23 protein-coding genes, 1 tRNA gene, 1 pseudogene and 1 riboswitch are annotated in these 22,593 nt (G+C 42.3%); of the genes and pseudogenes, 18 read left to right on the top strand and 7 right to left on the bottom strand.

Translation table 11 applies throughout. The features are described 5' to 3' along the window. Positions 1 to 15: 15 nt before the first annotated feature. The 3 genes from gmd to E3K36_09075 all read right to left on the bottom strand — a co-directional run bounded on the left by gmd (position 16) and on the right by E3K36_09075 (position 5,200). Positions 16 to 1,170, bottom strand: coding sequence for a GDP-mannose 4,6-dehydratase (gmd, locus tag E3K36_09085; GenBank protein ID MCF6155389.1), 1,155 nt, complete (start codon positions 1,168 to 1,170; stop codon positions 16 to 18). Positions 1,171 to 1,507: 337 nt separating this feature from the next. Further along, complete coding sequence (locus E3K36_09080; GenBank protein MCF6155388.1) at positions 1,508 to 2,938, bottom strand: mannose-1-phosphate guanylyltransferase/mannose-6-phosphate isomerase; 1,431 nt, start codon at positions 2,936 to 2,938, stop codon at positions 1,508 to 1,510. Between the two features lie 597 nt (positions 2,939 to 3,535). After that, positions 3,536 to 5,200 carry a SagB/ThcOx family dehydrogenase gene (locus tag E3K36_09075; GenBank protein ID MCF6155387.1) on the bottom strand — a complete coding sequence of 555 codons (1,665 nt, stop codon included), beginning with the start codon at positions 5,198 to 5,200 and terminating at the stop codon, positions 3,536 to 3,538. Positions 5,201 to 5,769: 569 nt separating this feature from the next. On the opposite strand from E3K36_09075, the gene E3K36_09070 reads away from it, so the two are divergent. Next, positions 5,770 to 6,336, top strand: a complete 567-nt coding sequence (locus E3K36_09070) for a hypothetical protein (protein MCF6155386.1) — start codon at positions 5,770 to 5,772, stop codon at positions 6,334 to 6,336. Between the two features lie 312 nt (positions 6,337 to 6,648). Here E3K36_09070 and E3K36_09065 read toward each other — a convergent pair whose 3' ends face one another. From E3K36_09065 to E3K36_09050, 4 genes are all read right to left on the bottom strand, one after another. Then, positions 6,649 to 6,873: a hypothetical protein gene (locus E3K36_09065; protein MCF6155385.1), complete on the bottom strand. Its 225-nt coding sequence runs from the start codon at positions 6,871 to 6,873 to the stop codon at positions 6,649 to 6,651. Between the two features lie 42 nt (positions 6,874 to 6,915). Beyond that, a tRNA-Gln gene (locus tag E3K36_09060) sits at positions 6,916 to 6,989 on the bottom strand. 260 nt (positions 6,990 to 7,249) lie between these two features. After that, positions 7,250 to 7,987 carry a bifunctional demethylmenaquinone methyltransferase/2-methoxy-6-polyprenyl-1,4-benzoquinol methylase UbiE gene (ubiE, locus tag E3K36_09055; GenBank protein MCF6155384.1) on the bottom strand — a complete coding sequence of 246 codons (738 nt, stop codon included), beginning with the start codon at positions 7,985 to 7,987 and terminating at the stop codon, positions 7,250 to 7,252. A 4-nt stretch (positions 7,988 to 7,991) separates the two neighbouring features. Beyond that, on the bottom strand, positions 7,992 to 9,437 hold the full coding sequence (locus E3K36_09050; GenBank protein MCF6155383.1) for a menaquinone biosynthesis decarboxylase: 1,446 nt from the start codon (positions 9,435 to 9,437) through the stop codon (positions 7,992 to 7,994). A 288-nt stretch (positions 9,438 to 9,725) separates the two neighbouring features. Between E3K36_09050 and E3K36_09045 the strand changes: the two genes are divergently transcribed. The 17 genes and pseudogenes from E3K36_09045 to E3K36_08965 all read left to right on the top strand — a co-directional run bounded on the left by E3K36_09045 (position 9,726) and on the right by E3K36_08965 (position 22,493). Further along, a complete protein-coding gene (locus E3K36_09045; GenBank protein MCF6155382.1) occupies positions 9,726 to 11,093 on the top strand; it encodes an MmgE/PrpD family protein in 1,368 nt (455 codons plus the stop codon). A gap of 352 nt (positions 11,094 to 11,445) precedes the next feature. Continuing rightward, the gene (locus E3K36_09040; GenBank protein MCF6155381.1) at positions 11,446 to 12,288 is read left to right on the top strand and encodes a phosphosulfolactate synthase; all 843 of its coding nucleotides are present in this window, start codon (positions 11,446 to 11,448) and stop codon (positions 12,286 to 12,288) included. Between the two features lie 188 nt (positions 12,289 to 12,476). Continuing rightward, on the top strand, positions 12,477 to 12,899 hold the full coding sequence (locus E3K36_09035; protein ID MCF6155380.1) for a DUF3303 domain-containing protein: 423 nt from the start codon (positions 12,477 to 12,479) through the stop codon (positions 12,897 to 12,899). 115 nt (positions 12,900 to 13,014) lie between these two features. Then, entirely contained in the window at positions 13,015 to 13,161 is a 147-nt protein-coding gene (locus E3K36_09030) for a DUF2024 family protein (protein ID MCF6155379.1), read from the top strand. Between the two features lie 94 nt (positions 13,162 to 13,255). Beyond that, positions 13,256 to 13,345: pseudogene (locus tag E3K36_09025) on the top strand (DUF488 family protein). A 140-nt stretch (positions 13,346 to 13,485) separates the two neighbouring features. Further along, on the top strand, positions 13,486 to 14,106 hold the full coding sequence (locus E3K36_09020; protein ID MCF6155378.1) for a hypothetical protein: 621 nt from the start codon (positions 13,486 to 13,488) through the stop codon (positions 14,104 to 14,106). Positions 14,107 to 14,180: 74 nt separating this feature from the next. Further along, positions 14,181 to 14,290: riboswitch (cyclic di-GMP riboswitch) on the top strand. Positions 14,291 to 14,377: 87 nt separating this feature from the next. Continuing rightward, complete coding sequence (locus E3K36_09015; protein MCF6155377.1) at positions 14,378 to 14,566, top strand: ferredoxin; 189 nt, start codon at positions 14,378 to 14,380, stop codon at positions 14,564 to 14,566. Between the two features lie 122 nt (positions 14,567 to 14,688). After that, positions 14,689 to 14,847 (top strand): rubredoxin, encoded by a 159-nt coding sequence (locus E3K36_09010; protein ID MCF6155376.1) that lies wholly within the window; start codon positions 14,689 to 14,691, stop codon positions 14,845 to 14,847. Positions 14,848 to 15,074: 227 nt separating this feature from the next. Next, entirely contained in the window at positions 15,075 to 16,001 is a 927-nt protein-coding gene (locus E3K36_09005) for a DNA-3-methyladenine glycosylase 2 family protein (protein MCF6155375.1), read from the top strand. A gap of 217 nt (positions 16,002 to 16,218) precedes the next feature. After that, positions 16,219 to 16,479 (top strand): DUF2024 family protein, encoded by a 261-nt coding sequence (locus E3K36_09000; GenBank protein ID MCF6155374.1) that lies wholly within the window; start codon positions 16,219 to 16,221, stop codon positions 16,477 to 16,479. 34 nt (positions 16,480 to 16,513) lie between these two features. Further along, positions 16,514 to 17,359, top strand: a complete 846-nt coding sequence (locus E3K36_08995) for an aldo/keto reductase (GenBank protein ID MCF6155373.1) — start codon at positions 16,514 to 16,516, stop codon at positions 17,357 to 17,359. Positions 17,360 to 17,405: 46 nt separating this feature from the next. Next, the gene (locus tag E3K36_08990) at positions 17,406 to 17,855 is read left to right on the top strand and encodes a phosphatase (GenBank protein MCF6155372.1); all 450 of its coding nucleotides are present in this window, start codon (positions 17,406 to 17,408) and stop codon (positions 17,853 to 17,855) included. Between the two features lie 175 nt (positions 17,856 to 18,030). After that, positions 18,031 to 18,375 carry a DUF488 family protein gene (locus tag E3K36_08985; GenBank protein MCF6155371.1) on the top strand — a complete coding sequence of 115 codons (345 nt, stop codon included), beginning with the start codon at positions 18,031 to 18,033 and terminating at the stop codon, positions 18,373 to 18,375. A 156-nt stretch (positions 18,376 to 18,531) separates the two neighbouring features. Continuing rightward, on the top strand, positions 18,532 to 19,023 hold the full coding sequence (locus E3K36_08980) for a hemerythrin domain-containing protein (GenBank protein MCF6155370.1): 492 nt from the start codon (positions 18,532 to 18,534) through the stop codon (positions 19,021 to 19,023). Positions 19,024 to 19,031: 8 nt separating this feature from the next. After that, complete coding sequence (locus E3K36_08975; GenBank protein MCF6155369.1) at positions 19,032 to 19,445, top strand: hypothetical protein; 414 nt, start codon at positions 19,032 to 19,034, stop codon at positions 19,443 to 19,445. Between the two features lie 72 nt (positions 19,446 to 19,517). After that, positions 19,518 to 20,081 (top strand): hemerythrin, encoded by a 564-nt coding sequence (locus tag E3K36_08970; GenBank protein MCF6155368.1) that lies wholly within the window; start codon positions 19,518 to 19,520, stop codon positions 20,079 to 20,081. Positions 20,082 to 20,621: 540 nt separating this feature from the next. Next, positions 20,622 to 22,493 carry a chloride channel protein gene (locus E3K36_08965; protein MCF6155367.1) on the top strand — a complete coding sequence of 624 codons (1,872 nt, stop codon included), beginning with the start codon at positions 20,622 to 20,624 and terminating at the stop codon, positions 22,491 to 22,493. The last annotated feature ends 100 nt before the right edge of the window (positions 22,494 to 22,593 follow it).

Raw genomic sequence — 22,593 nt, 5'->3', positions numbered from 1 at the left:
GTAAATAAACAACAACTAACACCCCTCTCTTACCTTCTCGTAAAATGAAAAATCATGATCGGTGTATTCAAATCCCTTTTCCTTTGAAATTTCTATTCCTTTCCCAGGCGGGTCAATCCCCATAAGTTGCATATCATAATCAACCATAATCTTTACTAGTTCATCAAAAGTAGTTCTTGGATGCCAGTTAAGTTTTTGCTTTGCCTTTGTTATATCAGATCTAAGATGTTCAACTTCAGTGGGCCGGAAATATTTCGGATCTATCTCTATCAGAATAATCCCTGGTTTGAGATGGTCTTTCCATCTTTTCTCTATACTTTTGATAAACCCTTTTTCTTGTCCCCTTTCTCCCTTCCATTCAATTTCTATACCAGCATATTTATATGCTTTCTCTGCAAACTCTCGTACTGAATAACTTTCCCCAGTACCTATCACGTAATCATCCGGTTCGTCTTGCTGGGTCATAAGCCACATTGCCTCTACATATTCAGGGGCAAACCCCCAGTCCCTTTTTGCATTTAAATTTCCCAGGAAAATTTTTTTCTGCTTTCCCATAAGGATATTGGCAATTGCCCGAGTTATTTTTCTTGTCACAAATGTCTCTCCTCTGCGAGGACTCTCGTGATTAAAAAGTATTCCATTACAGGCAAAAAGTCCATATCCCTCCCTATAATTGACTGCCATCCAGTAGGCATACAGTTTTGCTACAGCATAAGGGCTCCTGGGATAAAACGGCGTTTTCTCATTTTGGGGAGGCAAAGACGCTCCAAACATTTCCGAAGATGAGGCCTGATAGAACCTTGTTTTTATCCCACTCCTTCTTATGGCTTCTAGAATTCGAGTGGTCCCTAAACCAGTTATGTTTCCGGTAAATTCCGGCATATCAAAAGAAACCCTGACATGAGATTGCGCGCCCAGATGGTATATCTCGTCTGGTTTTATATTCCACACGATTTCAGTTATAAGACCAGGGTCTGAAAGGTCTCCATAATGAAGGAGAAGTTTCGCTTTTGGGATATGTGGGTCGATATACATATGGTCTATGCGATGGGTATTAAAGGTCGACGCCCTTCTTATAATCCCATGCACCTCATAACCTTTAGAAAGCAAGAACTCTGCCAGGTACGAACCGTCTTGCCCGGTAATCCCGGTTATTAAAGCCTTTTTCACCATTGCCTCTCCGATAAAATTTTATTAGTGTCCAATCGTAAATCAGGTTGGGTTTTGTCTTTTAAAACCCAAACGACTTTTTATAGAATGATGAATTTATTTTACCCACCCCTTATATCCCGATATACCCACCCCTGAATCCCCTCCCAGGAGGGGACTTCTTATATTCCTCTCTCGAGAGGGGCTAGACATATAAGGGGTGTGTTCTTTTTTTCAGGATGACTTCGGCGACTTTTTAACATGATAAATATAAGTGCGATTGGGGACACGGCATGCCGTGTCTTTACATTGAAATTCCTTAACGTTAACGTAAATTCAAACAATTGGGCAACATTGATTAATACGGTTTTGGAGTTGATATTCTATCATAAATGTCTTCATATCTTACTATATCATCTTCGCCAAGATACTCTCCGTTCTGAACCTCGATTATCTCCAGAGGCACTTTCCCCGGGTTTGCAAGTCGGTGCAAAGTTGACTTCGGCACATATGCAGATTCATTTTCATGGACAAACTTCTCCACGTCGCCAATCGTCACCTTAGCGCTCCCTTTCACCACTACCCAGTGTTCAGAGCGGTGATAATGCATTTGAAGACTGAGCTCTTCGTTTGGATTTACTACTATCCGTTTTATCTTATATCGTGGACCTTTCTCAAGAATTGTATAGCTTCCCCAAGGTCTATAAGTAGTAACATGTTCCTCTGCTTCAGTTCTCGCATTTTCTTTCAGTTTATTCACTATGTCTTTTACCTTTTGTGCCTCTCCTTTTTTCGCAATCAATACGGCATCATCAGTTTCAACGATCAGGCAATTTTCTAACCCAATAGTTGCTATGTGCCTTTTACTCCCAAAGATAAGCGTCCCCTGAGTGTCTATAGTCAGGACATCACCTCTTTTTACATTGCCGTTTTCATCCTTATCCAGCACATCATATAAAGAATCCCATGAGCCTATGTCATTCCAGTACAAATCAAAAGGTAGTACTACAACCCTATCTGATTTTTCCATAATTGCATAATCTAAAGAGATATTTGGCATCTTTTTGAAACCTGATAGCATATCTTCAAAACTCAAATCAATCATTTCCCTTATTTCAGGTGCATAGGAATTCATTTCTTCAATTATCGTACCTATACTAAATGCAAACATACCAGAATTCCAGAAATAAGTCCCCGCATTTATATACTGCTTTGCAGTCTCACTATCAGGTTTTTCTGTAAATTTCTCTGCTCTTAAAAAATTCTTACCGTCACCTATTGAATATTGACTGCCGAATTTTATGTATCCATAGCCGGTTTCAGGTTTGTCAGGTTTTATGCCAAAGGTAACTATATAGCCTTTTCGGGCTGTTTCATCTGCAAGCCTCATATATTCGGCAAATCTCTCAGTTGGTCTTATTATATGATCAGAAGGAGATAAAAATACAACCTCGTTTTCTGTGCAGCCAAGCTTTTCAATACAGTACTTAACTCCAAGCGCTACGGCTGGCGCTGTATTTCTACTTGCAGGTTCAAGTATTATATTGGTATTTAATGCATGGTTATTGAGTACGAGTAAAGAATTTAAATCGGATAAGACATGGAATTTGTAATCCTTATTTGTTAATACAATAATATCTTCCGAAGAAACCATACTTAAAAACCTCACTGCCGTCTGTTGTAAAAGAGACCTATCTCCGTTTATTTTCAGGAATTGTTTCGGATAATTCTTTCTGGATAATGGCCAAAGTCTTTCCCCACTACCTCCTGCAAGGATTATTGCCTTCACTTGAATATCCTCCAATTCTTTTAACCAATAACTTCGTATCAAGAATATAACAATTTTTAATTTTTAGGCCCCGATCCCGTTAGATTTTATCCTGCGTTTAGTACAAGAATAACGCCGAACAACCATTTGATGGTGGGAAACAAAAGAAAACTCTGTTAACTTTGTCATCAATAAAGTAAGCAACCAATTTGTTTTTAAGACTTTCGATTTGATTCCTGAACTTGCCAGGAACATATTTAGCAGGTGTTTTATACCCTCCTTCATTTTATTGCAAAAGGAGGATAATCTGGTATCAATCGTAGAACGATAAGGGGGGAGGCTTTCCACAGATTATTGAAATAAATCCTACCAGATAGCCTGAGAAAACCCCCATAAATAAAACGAAAATCCTATACAGTAAATTACAAATTTTATAAACATTGCACAGCAAAAACAAGTGTTTTTCTCCGAGTTCCAAGTACTATAAATTAATAAAGTTCAGAAAAGTTACAGAGACCTTAAAGTTCACAGAGTTTTTTTCATATCTCTGTGTTTTACGGTTTTGAATTTTTGTAATTCTTCCATTTTAATTTTTATGTAATAATCAAAATGTAGGTGTTATTTCACATCTTCCTCAATATCATGTACATGATTATAAGCGGGAAGTGCTGAGATACGTGGATCGTCAACCCTTTTCCCAACGGTGAAATGATATACCACTTGTTGTTCGGACGGTGTTTTTAAGAAGGTATGAACCTCGTCGTCAATAAAAGCACCAATCCCGGTTGCATCGAACCCAGTTGCCGTAGCGCCAAGGTACAAGGCCTGCCCCATAAATCCTGCTTCATAATGTATGTAACGATATCCTCTGTTGCCATATGTCTGTAACGCATAGTCAAAATTACTGATAAAGCTGATAGCAAATGACGAATCACCGGCGATGTCCTGATTTAGGCTCAATTCCTTTGCTACGTATTGCATATCTCCACTGGATAACAAGCACAACCTTTTGTTCCCTATGTCAAAATAGTATACACCTCCTTCCAAACCTTCTACCCGATGGACATACAGGTATGGAATGATAAGTGGTTGGCTTTCAGGAATACGATAATCCGCCTCATAAGTACTGCACAAGAGTTGTATAAGAAGGTCAAATACGCTCAAAGGCAGTATCGTTTTGCCATCAAAATCAATGGCACTTCGCCTGTGTCTGATCGTCCATTTTAATGGGTATTCGACAGTCGGCGTTGCCTCGTTAATTTCAATAAATTGCCCGTTATTTTTGCGAGAAATACTTACAGACGCTTCATTCGAAAATCCGTCATTCTTCCTTTTCTCAAAGAGAGGATTATATAGTCCCCCTCTCTTAAAGAGGGATTTTTGGGGATTTTCATCGCTTCTTTTTGATAAAGAGCTCATAATTGTTTCACTGGTAAGTGAGTGTCCCTTAGAAATGAGTGGATAATCCACTTCAATACTTGATAGTCTGTTCGTACGCGTTACTGCATTAATACTCCTTTTCTGGACTTCTTTCTGAGCCATTTCAGTAACGGGTTGCTTTGTGTCCAGAGCCAAAAACAAAAGAGGACGCTCATCAATCTCATCAAAACGAAGGTACTTTCGAATATTATTATCACAAAATTTGCCAATAAATAATACGAAAAGACCTAATCCGTGAGCCGCTACTCTCATAGCTGCCATGGCATGTCCCAGATCGAGATAACAATATCGCAAGGCGCGTGACTGGTATTTCCATGCTTCCCGCCAAAAGATGGTATTAAGTCCAATAATGATCGGGGGTGTTAGAGAAGTACCGCCCAGTATCCGCCATAAGGTAGGAACGAGTTCTCCAGCGGCACGTTGCTCTAATTGGTGCTCTTTAACAAAATAGTGATAAGCGCCATCCGGGAGGTCTTTCAACTTATAAACATAAAGATGTGTTTCTGTAGGATGCAGGTCTCCACTGCTTGGGTTGACCCTGAGTGACCACGATTCCACATCGGGATATGATTTCCAAGCACTGATAGCCATTGAGTAATACAAGAGTGTAGACAGCGTGTTCAAGGTAATGGATCCATTTCTTGGCTTTACATGGTTGCGATACCAAATCCTTGATAATGGTGCGTCCATTTTTTCAAAGCTGCTTCCTAAGTCTATCTGTGGACAATCCAGATACGTGCGAAAAGGACTAGGCTGATTAGCCCAATCAAGGAAGTGACGATCCTGATACAGTTTTTCCCAGCTATGCTTTGTAGCCTCGTGGTATTCCCGGATGGATTTCATTGAGTAGTATAAGATTTCATTTGAATCTAGATAAACTCATAATACCAGAAATTAAACAAAATAAAAGATAATTTTATTGCCAGTATACATCTGCACCCTAATGAACATATTTTAACAGGTAAGTGGCTATGTTTATAGTTTACTGTGTAAAAACTTTTTTTTTGGGAAGTTTTTTACCACCCCCACTCCCCTCCATCGCAACGTCGTGAGTCTTCGGCATGAACTCAGGCGAACGCTCAGTCGAACGATAAATGGGGGCAATTTGTTTGCAGCTTGCTGCACTGTGAATTTTGTATAATTCAACTTTAAGATAAGAAAAACTCATTGACATTGTATTTCTTACCTACTATAAATAAGCCCTGTTTGCAATAGTGGTCGCTCCTTAAAGTTTCTAATAATGTAACAATTTAGCTTTTTGAAAGTATCTTTCAGTTGCTCGCTCCCAAACGAGAGTTTGGGAGCGAGCAGTGACGGTTTTTTTTAAAGGCAATTTTCAAACAGCTAAAATGTTACCTAATAATTTTAAAGATGAGTTGATTTATTTCTTTCATGGATGATACACGAAAATCATGATAAGAGAAGTTCATTATTTTGATAAGCCCGGAAATGAAAACACTGAACGTTGCATAGAAATAACAGCCTCCTTAGTTAACCAGGGATACAAACACATCGTTGTTGCAACAACCGCTGGAGATACGGGCGTTGCAATGGCAAGGAAGCTCCGGGGTAAAGACGTTAACCTTGTAATCATTACCCACTCTTTCGGTTACAAAGAACCAAATCATTTTGAAATGCTGCCTGAAAAGAAGGAAGAGATATTATTACTTGGTGGGAAAATTTATACCGGTACAATTCTTACCCACTCCATCGAAACCGCATTTGCACAGAAATTTAATGGTCTTTACCCAACCATGGTTGTTGCCCAGTCTTTACGGCGTCTTGGAGAAGGACTCAAGGTCTGTTGCGAAATAGTTATGGAGGCCTGTGACGGTGGACTCATTCCCGAGTTTGAGGAAGTTGTTGCCGTTGGAGGAACTGCCAGAGGGGCTGATACGGTATGCATAATAAAGTCCGCAACATCAATGAGATTTCTCCACCTAAAAGTGCTTGAAATATTGGCAAAACCACGAGGGTAATAAGTTTTACGAAATAATTTAATTGTATAAACTTTTCATTTTATTTAAGCGGTATTTGGGGTAGCACAGACAAACCATGTCCCTGTATGTCTTGAACAGGGATCGTTTGTCCGTGTTTAATCTGAAGCTAGAAATTTCAAAGTAGACCATTCTCATCATGCATGCCCACGAAACCTGTCCTCATGAAAATGGGTAATGGGAATCCATGCGCTTTTTTTATCTGGATTCCCGTTTACACGGGAATGACAGAAACCTGTCTTAGTGGAAACGAGGAAAGGCAATGTCGTTTTGCCTCGCAAAATAAAAACTAATTTATCTTCCTACAGTCTTGTTCAATTCTTCATTTACTATCGCGGAATGTATTTGCAGGTGGGTAAGTGAAGCCGTCAACTCACCTAAAACATCCTCAATTTGTTCTTCTGTCAGGTGCTCGAGTTCAAGCTGATGAATTAATTTGATAGTCGATAAACATTCTTCCCTGAGTTCACCTAACAAGGTTGTCAAAGTAGGGCTTATTTTATTGATTAAAATTGGCATAGTACTAAATTCAAAAAAAAATTCGTAAGAACTTGATTTAATTGGCTGGGGAACTAGGATTCGAACCTAGACTAAATGATCCAGAGTCATTTGTGCTACCGTTACACTATTCCCCAGTATTTGAAATGACGCATTATCCGGCTCAAGCGCCATTTATATGATGTTGATATTTGATGTGAAAAGAGGAATTTTGATAATTTATTCAGGACACCGATTTCCGCAAATAACTACTTTCTTAAATCTTGTCTATCCTGCTAATCCTGTCTAATTTTAAATCCTGATAATCGTTCGACTGAGCGCCCACGACGAAGTCTGCGCTTATCAGCGTCCAAAATTAGTTACATCATAATACAAAATATTCTCAGGCTAGTCAAGTCTATTGATGTTTATGTTTTGTACCAACATGGATGGTGACGATGCCCAGTGTCCTTGAATAGATATTCACGTCCTCAAGGCCACAGGATTCCATCTGTGCCTTTAATCCGTACCGGTCGGGAAAGTTTAAGACGGATGACGGGAGATAGGAGTAGGCATTGTACTTACTACGAGAGATGAGTCTTCCAATGAAAGGGAGTATCTTTTTGAAATAAAAATAATAGACCACCTTAAAGACGGGATTTATGGGTTGCGAGAATTCCAGGATCACCACACGTCCACACGGGGCGGTTATTCGCATCATTTCGGTAATACCAGCCCTTAAATCAGCTACATTTCTGATCCCAAAGGCCACGGCAGAGACCTGAAAGGAATTGTCCTGAAATGGCAGATGTAATGTGTCGGCCTCGATGACCTTTATCTTCTCAGAAAGATTCCTTTTCTTCAGCTTGAGATCTGCCAGTCGTACCATTTCATGACAAAAGTCACTTCCAATGACCCTTCCACTTCCGTTTAAAACCTTGGAATAAGCAATTGCCAGGTCGCCTGTGCCGGTGCAAACGTCCAGTACCTGTGCATCCGGGGTGACGTTACTCACCTTTACAGCATACCTGCGCCAGCTCTTGTCAAAGTTAAAGCTTAAAATGGTATTTAAAAGGTCGTATACCCTGGCAATCGAGCCAAACATCTGCTGGATATACGCCCCCTTTTTCGTTAATAATTCGGTTTGCGTAATCATAAATCTAAATTCCGTATGTGTTCCATTTTCTATTTACAAGATTAACAATCTCTGGTGACATCTTGATGTCGTCAGGCCATTCCCGTGCAAAACCTTCCTCAGGCCATTTCTTGGTGGCGTCAATCCCCATCTTGGAGCCAATCTTTGGCAAGGGGGATGCGTGTTCCAGTGCATCCATGGGGCCGTCAACAAAGGTAATATCCCTGCGCGGATCTACGTTATTCCCGATGCGCCACATGATCTCATCCACATTTTGCACATTAACGTCCCTATCCACCACCACAATAATTTTTGTAAACATCATCTGCCCCATGCCCCATATACCGTGCATGACCTTCTTCGCCTGAAAGGGGTAGCGTTTATCAATTGACAGGAAGGCAAAGTTGTGAAACACGCCAAAGAGCGGCAGGTTCATGTCGATAATCTCGGGGATCATGAGTTTTAATAAGGGCAGAAATAACCGTTCCGTGGCCTTTCCCATGTAACAATCCTCCATGGGAGGCTTGCCCACGATCGTCGTGGGATAGATCGGTGTTCTGCGCTGCGTAATGCAGGTGATGTGAAATACAGGATAATGATCGGCCAGTGAATAATAACCCGTGTGGTCGCCAAAGGGACCTTCAATGCGGGTCTCTTTGGGGTCGACATAGCCCTCTAACACGATTTCTGCATCTGCCGGCACCTCCATTTCAATCGTTTTACAGGCGACCATCTCTACATTCTTTTTCCTCAAGAAACCGGCAAAGACCATTTCATCCACCTCCGGGGGAACGGGTGCCGTAGCGGCATACGTAATGGCTGGATCACAGCCCAGTGCAACAGCCACCGGCATACGTTTATTTTCCCGCTGATAATCCCGATAGTGTCGAGCTCCATCATGATGGATATGCCAGTGCATCCCCGTTGTCCGGTTGTCATACACGTGCATACGATACATGCCGGTATTCCTGTTGCCAGTTTTTAGATTTCTCGTAAAAACCAGAGGTAAGGTAATAAATTTTCCGCCATCTCCCGGCCAACATTTTATGATTGGCAACCTCGTAAGAGATGGCTCGGTTTCGTACACAATCTCCTGGCAGGGTGCATGTTTCACTATTTTGGGGGGAAATTTTGATAACGTCATCAAAAGATGTGGAATAAACTTAATCTTGTCGATAAAGGTTGATGGCATCTCAGGTTTAACAAGGCTCTCAATCTCTTTGGCAATCTCATCCACATTTTTTACATTGAGCGCCATGGCCATGCGTTCATAAGAACCGAAGGCGTTAATGAGTACGGGTATTGAATAACCTTTTACCTTTTCAAAGAGGAGTGCTGGCCCGTATGACTTGGAGACGCGATCAGTTATCTCGGTAATTTCTAAATCAGCCGAAACCTCAGTCTTAATACGCCTTAATTGTCCTGCCTCTTCCAACTTTTTAATAAAATCCGATAGCTCTTGATATGCCATGGCTGCTAAATTATATAATTATCATTTCTTTGCCTTCTGCCAGTGTTTAAAAACGATATTAAAATACCGTATTATAATAAAAAAAACAAATGATATTTATCTTCTTGTTTTTGGCGTCCACTAACTCTAGGAAATGTTTCGTAACTATGTTTTAAAAGATTGTTAATAAGTAAAGATATGGTATATTAATTTAGTAAGCATTTTCACCTGGTTAAGGTATATCGAAAAATCTTAATTGGAATTTAATCTGAATAAGGCAAAGGACGCACGCATCAAGAGGAGTTATTTATGACGCTGGTGGAACAACTGGCTTCATTTGTCGTACGGGCATCCTATAATGACCTCTCAGAGAGTGCCCGCCAGCAACTCAAGATTCGGGTTTTGGATTCTATCGGTTGTGCAATAGGCGCTGTGGACGGGAAACCTATCCGGTTGGTCAGGGAACAAATCGAAGATTTTGGCGGTGCTGAACGCTGTACCATGATCGGCGGGTGCCGGACGTCTCCAGACCGTGCGGCATTTTATAATAGCGCATTGGTACGCTACCTGGATTTTAACGACAGTTATCTGGCAAAAGGAGAAACTTGTCACCCCAGCGATAATTTTGGTGCGGTGCTTGCCGCTGCCGAATACGCAAACAAAAGCGGGCGGGAGTTTCTGACCGCCCTTGCAACAGCCTATCAAGTACAGTGTCGCCTGAGTGATAGTGCTCCTGTGCGGGCGAAAGGATTTGATCATACTACTCAAGGGGCATACGCAGTAGCAGCTGGTGTGTCAAATGCCCTGGGTTTAGATCTGACAAAAACTGCTAATGCAATCGCCATCTGTGGGGCATCCTTCAACGCGCTCCGGGTAACCAGAACCGGGGCACTGTCCAACTGGAAAGGGCTGGCGTATCCAAACACAGCGTTTTGTTGTACACATGCGACCTTCCTGGCCATGAGAGGCATTACTGGCCCATTGGAGGTCTTTGAGGGAAACAAGGGTTTTATGGATGCCATTGCCGGGCGATTTGAGATTGACTGGTCCAATGAGAATCTGGAGCGAATAACACACACGATCCTTAAAAGGTACAATGCCGAGATTCATTCCCAGTCAGTCATCGAAGGCATCCTGGAACTAAAGCGAGAGTGCGGATTTACGGCCGCTGAGGTAACACGGGTTGAAATAGAGATTTTTGACGTAGCATACCACATCATTGGTGGTGGTGAGGAAGGTGACAAGACCATTGTCAGGACAAAAGAGGAGGCTGACCATAGTCTCCCTTATATGATTGCAGTTGCAATGCTGGATGGCCGGGTCATGCCCGAGCAGTACAAACCGGATCGCATCCAGCGTCAAGATGTTCAAGGATTGCTCAAAAAAATCTCTGTAAGGCCATTAGAAGCTTATAGCCACCGGTTCCCAAACGAGATGCCGTGCCGAATTACCGTTTCTCTCTCTGACGGCCGAGTTCTGGTTAAAGAAAAACAGGATTACGAGGGCTTTCATACCCATCCGATGCGATGGGAAACCGTAGTCCAGAAATTCGAGCGACTTAGCAGACCATATACCGATGCATCCTTGCGCCTCAAGATCGTAGATGCGGTCGCTGATATGGATTCAATACAGATTTCATATATAATGAGATTGCTGGCAAAGGTTCAGGTTCCGTAACTTGAAGCTTAGGAATTTCAAACTTTTCGCCTCCCCCTTAGTCCCCCTCGTGAAAGGGACAACAACTGCCCCCCCACTGGCGGAGGTGAAGGGGGTGGACTCCTGTCAGGAAAATTTGTATTTATAAATTGCCGAAGGCCTAATTTATATAGTATCTGAATTTTCATTTTATCCATGCTGGCTACGGTATAACAAATAACCCATGGAAGCCCCTTCATCGTTCGAATGAGTTCACGACAAAGTCTCCTCCTTGTGAAGGAGGGAAACATAGGGGGAGGTATAACACTAAGGTTTTTCTTTATGACTTGGTGTCTTTGTGGCAAAAAATAAAACAGATTAAGGAGGATCAAAAATGGCTCAACCTAAACCCCACACTGCAGAACGAGCGTTTGCCTTTCTAAAAGTTAATGAGCGCCAGCCAAAGCCTCGTAAGCAGGGTGTTACGGAGATCCGAGGCCCTTACTATACACCGATGGGCAGGCATTATTTGCAAGACGTCCTGGAAACTATGGGCGCATATGTGGACACGCTCAAGTTTGCTGGCGGATCGTTCAGCCTCATGCCGCGGCATGTGGTAAAAGAACTTATTGATATCTGCCATGCGCATAACGTTTGTGTCTCCACCGGCGGCTTTATAGAACACGTTCTTACTCAAGGAACCGAAGCAGTGAACCATTACATTCATGAATGCAAGGAAATCGGCTTCGATATTGTTGAGATTTCAAGCGGCTTCATCACCGTGCCCACGGAAGACCTGGTGCGTCTTGTTGAGAAGGTACAAAAGGCCGGGTTGAACGCAAAGCCGGAAGTTGGAATTCAGTTCGGTTCCGGCGGCGCAAGTGCGGTAGCCGAGCTGGAGACGGAAGGAACACGCGACCAGGAATGGGCTATTTTACAAGCAAAGCGCTTTTTGGAAGCCGGGGCGCATATGATTATGATAGAATCAGAAGGGATTACTGAGAATGTAAAGGTGTGGCGGACTGATGTCGTGGCCAGGATTATCAATGCGTTGGGTCTGGAAAAAGTGATGTTTGAAGCGGCAGATCCTGACGTCTTTTCGTGGTATATTAAGAATTACGGGCCGGAGGTTAATCTCTTTGTTGATCACAGCCAGATTGTGCAGCTTGAATCTCTGAGGTCAGGCATCTGGGGAACAAAAAGCCTCTGGGGTCGTGTCCTCACATATAAGAGTTAAGAGCCGGAGGAGGTGATAATCAAAACAACACATTATAGAGAATTTGAAGGAACAAGAGACGAAGTCCAGTACCAGTAACGATACGTTTTGCTGCATAGTAATCGGCCAATTTTTTCCTGAAAATATTTAGATTTTTTTATGAAACAACGTATTCTTGTAACACTTGTTTGAAGGGAGAAACAGACGACATGAAGCAAAAGAGAACGATACTATTTAGTGCCAGTGTCCTATTTGCAACCATGATGCTCATCGGTTCCAACATCTATGCCAACGAGAATGAGAAGGAGTCCGGATGGAATATCGGTGTTGCCGGCAAAAAAACGGTATACGTCGCTCACTGGACACATACCCCGGAAAACTGCCCTGGCAGGAGTGAAGATGTAGCAAAGATGCTGAGCAAGTTCTGGGAGGGAAGAAAAATGGCCGAAGAGAAGGGTATAACGATACTGGGAGCTTACGCCACAGTTACAGAACACGATTTTTTTATTATCCTGGAAGCAGATGATTATCGTGCAGTAGTAGAATTTTTTCTTCCACTGGTACCCAGCCAGACCGGAAAAATTGTACCCGTTCTCACTATGGACGAATGTCTACAGATGGTATCTCAATGAAAAAAGAATCTGAAATTCTTCTGACGAACAGACAAGAGAGAGATTTAGCTTGCTTTGTTGCAGCCAAGATAATTTCCACAATCTTCCAGCATGCTAAAGAAAGGATGGATACCCTATGAAAATGGCTGTTTCCGATACACACGTCATGAAGAAAAACGAGGAAAAAATGCATTTTGATATTATCGTCCCAAATGATCAGCCATACGAAAAGACCATGAAAGAGATCGGTTATTACATTCACGAAATGGAAGGATGTAACTGAAAGATACCCTGCCCGATTTTAATGCGCGGCTAACATGTAATTCAAAAGTTGGCAGATGCTATTACGATAAAGGGAAAGGAGATTTACATTCTTCATGCTTGAAATAAAACGCGTTTATGAAGAACCTGCTGAAAATGATGGCACACGGGTTTTGATTGATCGTCTCTGGCCGCAAGGTCTTAAAATAAGAATTAAGCGTGTATGCAATAAAACATACTTGCTAAAGATTTTTAATTTGTTTTTATTCTTTGGACTGTTAATTTTTGGTGCCGCATGCTCGGAGGCGAATGAGTTGTACAGAGAGAAGTATGCCTTGGCCGAGAAATTTGCATATTTACAGGAGAAAACCTTCGAAAGGGTGAAATATTGCGGGAAGGAGAAAAGCCGGTAATTGACCCTGATACATGGCCAAACAGTGGAATAGGACGCTTAAATCCTGATGGTTCAAAAGGTTCATGCCACGCATGCCATTCGAGACATTCATTTGAGGCAAAATTGTCCAGAGCGCCTGAAAATTGTGGTAAATGCCACATGGGGCCTGACCATCCTCAAATGGAAATTTATAGTGAATCAAAACATGGAATTGCGTATACCGCCAATATTGGCCGCATGGCACTGGATAAAGAAGGTGATTGGGTGCTCGGAAGTGATTACACCGCTGCTCCGACATGTACTACCTGCCACATCAGCAGCTATATGACATCGGAAGGGCAACATACTGCCAGTAACCATGATGTTGGAGAACGAATCAGCTGGACACTTCGACCAGTCGTCAGCTCGAAGATAAATTTGGTAATATATGATGATGGTTTTAAGGAAGATTATCCCGATACCCGGAAATTGCCTGAGATTGGTGAAGAAGTTCAGGTGTCTGAAAAAATCGTGCACGAGGAAAAGTTGGTTAAGAACCGAAGGCCCAATATTTTTTTAATTCTTGACATCTAATGAAAATTAAGTTATCCATTACAATAGACAATTTAATATTTTTTTTGTAAGCGACTCGTATAAAAAAAGAAGCATCCTGACAAAAGCAAACCCCGAGTGATCGGGGGACGCAAAGTAACGGATCTTTTGTAATGACGCAAGGTGTTGCGTCTCTACTCATCAAAAAGACAGCCTTACCGCCGAAGATGTCTACACAAATATCTTTGGAGTAAGGCTTGTTTATTTTTACGCCTGTTTGAAAAAGCATTTTACGAATAGCTATATAAAAAATATGAAGGCAAAGGTAGATCCAGATACATGTATCGGTTGCGCCTTATGTGCTGAAATCTGCCCTGAGGTTTTTAGCATGGAAGGTGATAAATCAGTAGTGTATGTTGACATTGTTCCTAAAGAGGCTGAAGATACCTGCAGAGAAGCAGCGGATAAATGTCCTGTATCTTGCATATATATAACAGAGTAGAAGTATTTCCAGCAAGAATTTCAGTGGCGTCTTCAGTGATTCAATCGCGATTGTACTGAAATGAAAGGATGTTCAACCAAGTACGTTTGAAAATACGCAAAAAAGAAAGGAAGATTTCAAAAATGGAAAAATACAGATGCCTGGTTTGTGGATATATCTATGACCCGGAAATTGGTGATCCTGATCATGGGGTAAGTCCTGGCACCAGTTTCAAGGATTTACCAGAAGAGTGGGTCTGTCCTGCCTGCGGTGCGTCGCAGGAACAGTTTGAAAAAATTTGAAAGGAGGTGATCGGTATGTGTGATACATGCGGATGCACTCCATGCAAAAAGTGTGGCAAGCCTATAAAGAACGGAGTTTGCGTTGGATGCAATAAAAAAGCAGATGATTGCAGTTGTAAGAAATAAGAAAAACCATGGGCGGAGATGCGGACATAAACCTTCTATACCTCCGCATCTCCGCAATAGTTTTCATATAATATGCTTGTGATACATAGGAAAATGCGGACATGAGATTCTTTACGCTTAGCCCTAAGCCGCCTTTTAGATTAGACTTGACTGCGTGGGCTTTGCGGCGTTTGCCGATAAACCTCATTGATCGCTGGGATAACGGTGAATACCGACGGGTTTTGACCTTAGATGGAACTCCCGCTGAAGTTTCTGTCTCGCAAATAGGGACATCTGAAAAACCGAAACTAGTTATTAAAGTTAAGGCGAAACGAGATGACATGATAAAGAGGCAGGAAGTAATCTCGGTGCTGAAAAAAATACTTGGCATGGAAGTTAATCTTACTGGATTTTACCATCTCGCGTGCAGAGACAAAAGACTTTTTTTCTTATTGTCGCGTTTTGACGGCCTCAAGCCACCGAGGTTCGCGTCTGTTTTTGAGGCGCTGATTAATGGATTTGCCTGCCAGCAGCTTTCATTACATGTGGGCATTCATCTGCTCAACCGTTTATGTGTAAAATATGGTTTGAAATTCGAAGAATCCAGGGCATTTCCGCGACCTGTGGATTTATCGGACGCAAAACACGGGGATCTTATGAAATTAGGTTTTAGCCGGCATAAGGCCGAGTATATTTTGAACGCGGCAATAACGGCAGTTAAAGAGAAATGGGTCGCGGAACAATTTGGAGAACTTAGCGCTGCAGCCGCTTTGGAAAAACTTCTTGAGATCCGTGGAGTAGGGATGTGGACAGCGGAATATGTTTTATTGCGCGGCCTTGGTAAACTAGACGTTATTCCTGCTGATGATGTAGGCATAAGAAACAAGCTCGCGTATTGGTTAGGGCTTAAAACTGTGCCTGATCCAGATTCTGTGCGCAAAATACTTTCCAGGTGGAATTCTTATAAAGGGGCATTATACTTTTATCTTCTTCTTGATTATCTCGAAAGGACAGGCAAAATAGACAATAGCAATTTTCAAGCACAATAAAGGCGTTAGAAGTAAGTCAAAATGCATGGGAATAGAGAGAAAGCCTTGGGATGTTTTTAGCAATGATGCTACAATTGGAAAAAAAGATAATTACTGAACCACTAAATACCGTCTATCTCAAAATAATAATTGATGGGATGAGGACCGTCGATATGTTTGTTAAAGACCAAGTCCTAAAAACCTGTTAATTTCATTCTAAAAAAAGAAAGAAAAATCTATGAAAGTAGCTGTTTACGATACCTACGTCGTGAAGAAAAACGGGGAAAAAATGCATTTTGATATTATCGTCCCAAAGGATCAACCACACGAAAAGGCCATTCAATATGGTCTTGAATATCTAAAAATAGTTGAACAGGAAGGGCAACCACTTACGACGAAAGAATGTCGCTTCTGTCACATGGAAGATGCATCAGAGGATGTTGAAAAGGCCATTAAAGAGAGCGGTTATTACATTTACGAAATGGAAGGATGTAATTGAGAAATACCCCATAAGATTTTAATGCGAGACAAGTATGGAATTCAAAAAGTTGACAGATACTATCACAATACCTGTTATAGGTCTTGGAACATGGACTATTGGCGGAGGAGATGTGGCAGACACTATGTATGATAGTGAAGATATTTCTGCAATGAAAACTGCGATCAAACTTGGAATAACTCACATTGATACCGCAGAAGCGTATGCCCAGGGACATTCAGAAGAATTGGTTGGAAGGGCAATCAGTGCTTTTGATAGAAAAAACCTATTTATCACTTCGAAAGTTTCACCCGATCATTTAAGCTACGAAGATCTCCTTGCTTCTGCAAAAGGAAGTCTGCAAAGACTAAATACGGACTATATTGATTTATATTTGATTCATGCGCCTAATCCTGACATCCCAATACAGGAAACCATGAAGGCAATGGATTTTCTGGGTGAACAAAAACTGGTGAAGTGCATTGGAGTAAGTAATTTTACGGCAGAACAAATAAAAGAGGCGCAGAAACATACGAAAAACAAAATCGTTGCTAATCAAATTGAATACAACCTGCTCGTAAGGAACGAAGGTAGAGTGACGAATGATATGGAATCAAAAATAATTCCCTATTGCCAGGAAAATAATATTCTCATTATCGCATGGAGACCCCTTGCAAAAGGCGAACTCGCAAAACCTGGTTTTAAAATCTTAGATGAACTGGCTAAAAAATACAACAAGGCGCAGTCTCAAATTGCGATAAATTGGTTAATTTCTAAGAAAGGAATAGTTACCATAACGAAATCAACAAAGGTTGAACACCTTAAAGAAAACTTAGGCGCCATTGGCTGGAAATTACAGCAGGAAGATATTGATCGATTGAATAACGAATTTATAAGTTAATCTAAGCCTGAGTTATATAGACTTTTTTAAAAGAGAGGAAGTTTCAATGAAAGATCGAATTAAGATTAATGACAGGATCACATCGGCAAGTCAGCCGTCCAAAGAAGAAATTGAAAAACTACCGCAACAGGGATTTAAGTCGGTTATCAATCTTCGTGCTTCAGGGGAAGAAGATCAGCCTCTTTCGCCAGAAGACGAAGAAGTTCTCGTGCGAAAATACGGGATGCAATATTTACATATGCCCGTTTCGATGAAAGAAGGAATAAAACCAGAGTTGGTCGACCAATTTCGGAAAGAAATAGAACTTCTGCCAACGCCGGTATTCGTTCACTGCCACACGGGAAAACGTGCAGGAGCGTTTACCATGATGCATGTGGCGCTAAAGGAGGGGTCGACGGGTGAAGAAGCACTTCAGAAGGCTATGGCAATAGGATTTGCATGTGATATGCCGCAATTGAAAGATTTTTTTATAAACTATATTAACCAACATAGATAAGATTTAACTGAAATGATACAGAGACTGATAAAACTGGTTCAATCAGAGAATGATTATCACACAGAAGTCATGCTGCGGCAGTTTGTTTGTGAAGAAGATGCCTGTAAAGAGGCGGCAGATGAATGCCCTGTAAAACGGCGATAACAATAGAAGAATAAAGAGGTTTAAATTTACCATGTTTCAAATAAAACGGGTTTATGAAAAACCATCTAAAAATGATGGCACACGAGTTTTGATTGATCGCCTATGGCCACGGGGTCTCAAAAAAGAAGAGGCTAAAATCGACCATTGGATGAAAGAGATCGCCCCCAGCGACACGCTCCGAAAGTGGTTTGCTCATAAAGAAGAACGCTGGCAGGAGTTTAAAAGCCGATATCTTAAAGAATTAAAAGAGAAAAATGAAATACTGGAACAATTAATAGATTTGGGAAAAAACAAAAAAGTTACTCTCTTATATGCCGCCAAAGATGAAGAAAGGAATAATGCACAAGTGCTTTTGGAGGCATTGAAAAACAAATGAGCTGGACGTGTCCATATCAGGTAAATAATGAATGTGATAGGTTGGGAAAGCCATGCCAACCTTTACAGAAAGGTTGTGTGTTGAATGGAAAAGTTACATGTATCGATAACCAACTGGACATGGATAATGGAAAACAAAAAAATTTAAAGAAGGAGGATGATCAAAATGACAAAATTAGATCCCATTGCCGAATTCAGAGAGGACCACAGGAAGGTAAGGGACGGGTTGCTTGAATTAATAAAGGCTTTACAATTAAAAGATGTTGCTAAGGCAAGAAAAATACTTGGCAATATAAACGTGCTTGTCGGCCCACATTTTCGATATGAAGAAGAGACCCTTTATCCCGCGCTTCGCGTATTGCTGGGTGAGCATGTCGACCAGTTACTCGAGGAACATGACGGGGTAATAGCTACTGCCCGTTCTTGTGCCAATCTATTAAAGAAGGACAATCTAACAGATGAAGAGGCAAAGCAGGCTGCCAATGCAGCAAGAACGCTCTTAATCCACGTATCAAACTGTGACGGTTTATCCATACTTTCCGAACGATTGAGTAACAAGGAAATTGATAATCTAAGCGAGAAACTTGCTGTCTCAAGAGAGGCAGGCGTGCCATTGCTAGATTGGGCAGAAACTATAAGAGGTAAATGAAATAAAACATGGATACAGATAAAAAAGGTTTGTCGATCATATTCCATAGCGGTTCTTACGATCGCGTTTATCATGGTTTTTCTATTGTCCTTGTAGCCCTGGCCTTAGGCAGAGAGGCAAGATGTTTTTTTACCTATTGGGCGTTAGAATATCTGGTAAAAGGAAAATCTGTGTTCCAACTTAATGAAGAGGGGCAGACTCACAGGAAACTATTGGAAGAGCATATGAAAAAAGGCCATATTCAGGAAATCTCAGAACTTTTAACACAAGCTAAGGCTATGGGTGCAAAGTTTTATGTCTGTACAAATTCTATGAGCATGCTGAATGTCTCTCGTAACGAACTCGTAAATGAGATTGATAAGAGTATGGGGCTAACCACATTTCTGGCCGAGGCTGGCCAGGATCAAATCCTATTTATCTAATTTGACTTGTGAAAGAGACAAAGGTCAACGGTAGATAATGGCCTCTATCTTTTAAAGGGAAGGAGATCAAAGATGACGAACAACAGCCCCATCCAAATGCTTGAGGATGAACATCTCATTATTGCCAAAGTGATCGGCGCAGTTTCAGTGCTGGCAGACCGGCTGGAGGCTGGCCAGGTAGTGGATGTGAAAACGCTTCAGGGGGTTATTGAATTCATGCACACCTTCGCCGATGTGTGTCATCACGGCAAAGAAGAGGAGTTGCTATTCCCAGCTTTGGCTAATAAGGGCATCCCAATGCAAGGTTGCCCGGTGGGAGCGCTGACGGCCGAACACACGCGAGGCCGGGCGCTCGTCAAAGAGTTGGCCGATTCTGCAGATGCCTATCACGGCGGTGATCCCGCTGCCAGAAAGGCGGTTGTGAAGAGCTTGAGAGAGATTGCCGCTCTATATCCCAACCACATTTGGAAAGAAGACTACCTACTGTTCCCACTAACCAACAAGGTCCTAAGTCTGGAGGAGCAGCAAGCCTTGTATCGGCAATTCGAACAGGTGGGGGAGCGGGTGGGCCGGGATGTGCATCACCACCTGGAACAGTTCGCCGAAGGACTTTCCGAAGGTACTCAAGTTTGTTAAACTTAAACGCCAAGTTTTTTCTTAAGCTCTATAGATTTGATTTTGAAATAGCCATCAGCAAGTTTTTCGTTCTTCGGTAATGCACATGTCAAAGAGAATTCAAGCAGGGATAAAGTAATAAACCGTAGCTATTCAGCGTATTTTCGCACACAAACACTATGAACGAACAATATATTGATTATGTAATCCCGAAGGGATGTCATTATTATAGCATATCGTTATGCAATTATGGTTAACCCCGTAGGGGTGGCATGGTATCATTATTTTCTCGATATTTCACCCCTACGGGGTTGAATAGTATGGCGCGTTTTTTCTCTCTATAATCATGTCATCCCTTCGGGATTTGCCCGTCTGCCCGTTTTCCCTATTGGCTCCTAATTATTCTGAGAAAATATTCTCTCACCGTCAGCTTCGCTAAATAGTTACGATAAACCAAAAATAGATATTAGTCGCAAAGTATTAAATAATCAGAAGTTGTGCCTGATTCTAGTTACGACTTAGAAATATTTTCTTACATACGTGTTTCAACAAAGTAAAGTTATGTTGCCATATATCCGGACAAAAATAAGACTATTTTCTCTCGGTAAGGTCATAGGCTGGCTCAATCGTCAGCAATTCTCCGAATCGGTCGCTCTTGCTGTAATAGCGATACTCGTTGGTCTCACGAGCGGTATAGGAGTATGGCTCTTCAAACAACTGTTTAATGTAATATATCGGTATGCATTCGAGGGGATAGATACACCCCTGGGTCTCTTGCACCAGAAAGAATTCGCCCTTCGACTTTTTCAAGATTTGGCAAATTGGGCAGGATTTGATAGGATAGGAATAGTGTTGGGTTCCTTAGGAAGTTGGATGATCTTCTTTATCCCTATCCTTGGCGGTCTCGCTGTTGGACTGATTTCCCATTTTCTTATTGGTAAGGAACGATATGTGGGCATAGCAGGTATTATGGAATCCGTAGCATTAGGAGGCGGGCGACTGCCATATCGGAGAATACCAACCAAAACAGTTGCCGCAGCATTCTCTATCGGTTCCGGTGCTTCCGTGGGACCTGCAGACCCTTCAGTGCAGATTGGTGCATACTTAGGATCAATGTTTGGCCAACTCTTGCGCCTTTCTGATGAACGAATTCGTGCCCTCGTTGCATCGGGCGCTGCGGGGGGGATCGCTGCAGCCTTCAACGCACCTATTGCCGGTATATTTTTCGCGCTGGAGATTATTATAGGCGAGCTGAGCGTAAACGCCTTTGGCATCGTTACGTTAGCGTCTGTGGTATCATCTGTATTTACTCAGGCCGTATCAGGGCCTCAACCTGCGTTTCACATCCCTGCATATGCTTTTAACTCTGTATGGGAACTGCCGCTCTATTTTGGGTTGGGTGTGCTATCCGGACTTGGTGCGGCATTCTATATTCGTTTGCATCATTTCATGCGGGGTATCTTTGATAAATGGAATGCCCCTCGCTGGCTTAAACCTGCAGTTGCGGGTCTCGCCGTCGGCCTCGTTGGAATGCATCTGCCGCAGGTGTTTGGAACAGGTTATGCCACAATTGAAAATATTTTAGACGGCAAACCTCTGACGGTGACTCTCCTGCTTTCACTGGCGTTATCCAGGCTGGTGCTAACGCCGATTTGCATCAGCGGCGGTTTTCACGGCGGTGTATTTGCTCCTTCCCTTTTTGCCGGGGCTACACTTGGGGGCGCTTATGGGCTTGTGGCCAAACAGGTTTTTCCTTCTCTCAACATTTCACCACCTGCCTTTGCGATGGTCGGGATGGCAGCCGTCCTCGCAGGCACAATACATGCACCAATTACCTCGTTCATCCTGCTGTTTGAAATGACCCATGACTACCGGATTATTCTGCCACTGATAGCTGCAGTAAACGTTAGTCTGTTTCTCTCGTGGCATTTACAACACGATTCAGTATATACATTGGGGCTGGCGCGCAAGGGCATACGTCTGCAACGAGGACGCGACGTTGACGTATTGGAAACGATTCTGGTAAATGAAGTCATGGAGACTGAAATCGTTACTTTGCGAGAATCTGATTCGTTGACAGTAGCAACCGATTTACTTGCCAGAAAACGACAGCACGGATTACCAGTGCTTAATAATGCAGACGAATTGACCGGTATTATCACCGTGCAAGACATTGATCGTGCTCAGGATGACGATATCGGTACGGTACGTATTGTTGGTGAAGTCTGCACACGAGAGTTGCTCCTTGCATATCCAGACGAGACGATTGGCGCCGCATTGCGGCGTATCGGAGTGCGCGATGTTGGTCAATTGCCAGTCGTGGCACGTGAAAATCCGCGTCATTTAGTGGGTTTGCTGCGCAATACTGATATCGCACGCGCCTACGATCTGGCAGTGACCCGCCGAGCTGCGGCTCGACAACGCACGCATTAAGCATGTCCCGGAGGGTTTGATGGTGTGCGAAAACTCTTTAGCTCAGACCACAGGTATAAAATATCTTGTTCGTTTTATGCAGGAAATATAAGGGCAGACT

It is taken from the genome of Candidatus Brocadia sp. (assembly GCA_021646415.1).
In the GTDB taxonomy this organism is placed as follows: Bacteria; Planctomycetota; Brocadiia; order Brocadiales; family Brocadiaceae; genus Brocadia.
The sequence above is the reverse complement of the archived record's forward strand: the minus strand, read 5'-3'. Positions and strand labels throughout refer to the sequence as shown.

Coding starts and splice junctions, on each gene's coding strand:
- E3K36_09050 (MCF6155383.1), bottom strand. CDS start 9,437: ATGGCATATCAAGAGCTATCGGATTTTATTAAAAAGTTGGAAGAGGCA.
- E3K36_08975 (MCF6155369.1), top strand. CDS start 19,032: ATGGATACAGATAAAAAAGGTTTGTCGATCATATTCCATAGCGGTTCT.
- E3K36_09010 (MCF6155376.1), top strand. CDS start 14,689: ATGGAAAAATACAGATGCCTGGTTTGTGGATATATCTATGACCCGGAA.
- E3K36_08980 (MCF6155370.1), top strand. CDS start 18,532: ATGATCAAAATGACAAAATTAGATCCCATTGCCGAATTCAGAGAGGAC.
- E3K36_08990 (MCF6155372.1), top strand. CDS start 17,406: ATGAAAGATCGAATTAAGATTAATGACAGGATCACATCGGCAAGTCAG.
- E3K36_09030 (MCF6155379.1), top strand. CDS start 13,015: ATGAAAATGGCTGTTTCCGATACACACGTCATGAAGAAAAACGAGGAA.
- E3K36_09035 (MCF6155380.1), top strand. CDS start 12,477: ATGAAGCAAAAGAGAACGATACTATTTAGTGCCAGTGTCCTATTTGCA.
- E3K36_09005 (MCF6155375.1), top strand. CDS start 15,075: ATGAGATTCTTTACGCTTAGCCCTAAGCCGCCTTTTAGATTAGACTTG.
- E3K36_09015 (MCF6155377.1), top strand. CDS start 14,378: ATGAAGGCAAAGGTAGATCCAGATACATGTATCGGTTGCGCCTTATGT.
- E3K36_09045 (MCF6155382.1), top strand. CDS start 9,726: ATGACGCTGGTGGAACAACTGGCTTCATTTGTCGTACGGGCATCCTAT.
- E3K36_08965 (MCF6155367.1), top strand. CDS start 20,622: ATGTTGCCATATATCCGGACAAAAATAAGACTATTTTCTCTCGGTAAG.
- E3K36_08970 (MCF6155368.1), top strand. CDS start 19,518: ATGACGAACAACAGCCCCATCCAAATGCTTGAGGATGAACATCTCATT.
- E3K36_09075 (MCF6155387.1), bottom strand. CDS start 5,200: ATGAAATCCATCCGGGAATACCACGAGGCTACAAAGCATAGCTGGGAA.
- E3K36_09070 (MCF6155386.1), top strand. CDS start 5,770: ATGATAAGAGAAGTTCATTATTTTGATAAGCCCGGAAATGAAAACACT.
- E3K36_09065 (MCF6155385.1), bottom strand. CDS start 6,873: ATGCCAATTTTAATCAATAAAATAAGCCCTACTTTGACAACCTTGTTA.
- E3K36_09000 (MCF6155374.1), top strand. CDS start 16,219: ATGAAAGTAGCTGTTTACGATACCTACGTCGTGAAGAAAAACGGGGAA.
- E3K36_09040 (MCF6155381.1), top strand. CDS start 11,446: ATGGCTCAACCTAAACCCCACACTGCAGAACGAGCGTTTGCCTTTCTA.
- E3K36_08995 (MCF6155373.1), top strand. CDS start 16,514: ATGGAATTCAAAAAGTTGACAGATACTATCACAATACCTGTTATAGGT.
- ubiE (MCF6155384.1), bottom strand. CDS start 7,987: ATGATTACGCAAACCGAATTATTAACGAAAAAGGGGGCGTATATCCAG.
- E3K36_08985 (MCF6155371.1), top strand. CDS start 18,031: ATGTTTCAAATAAAACGGGTTTATGAAAAACCATCTAAAAATGATGGC.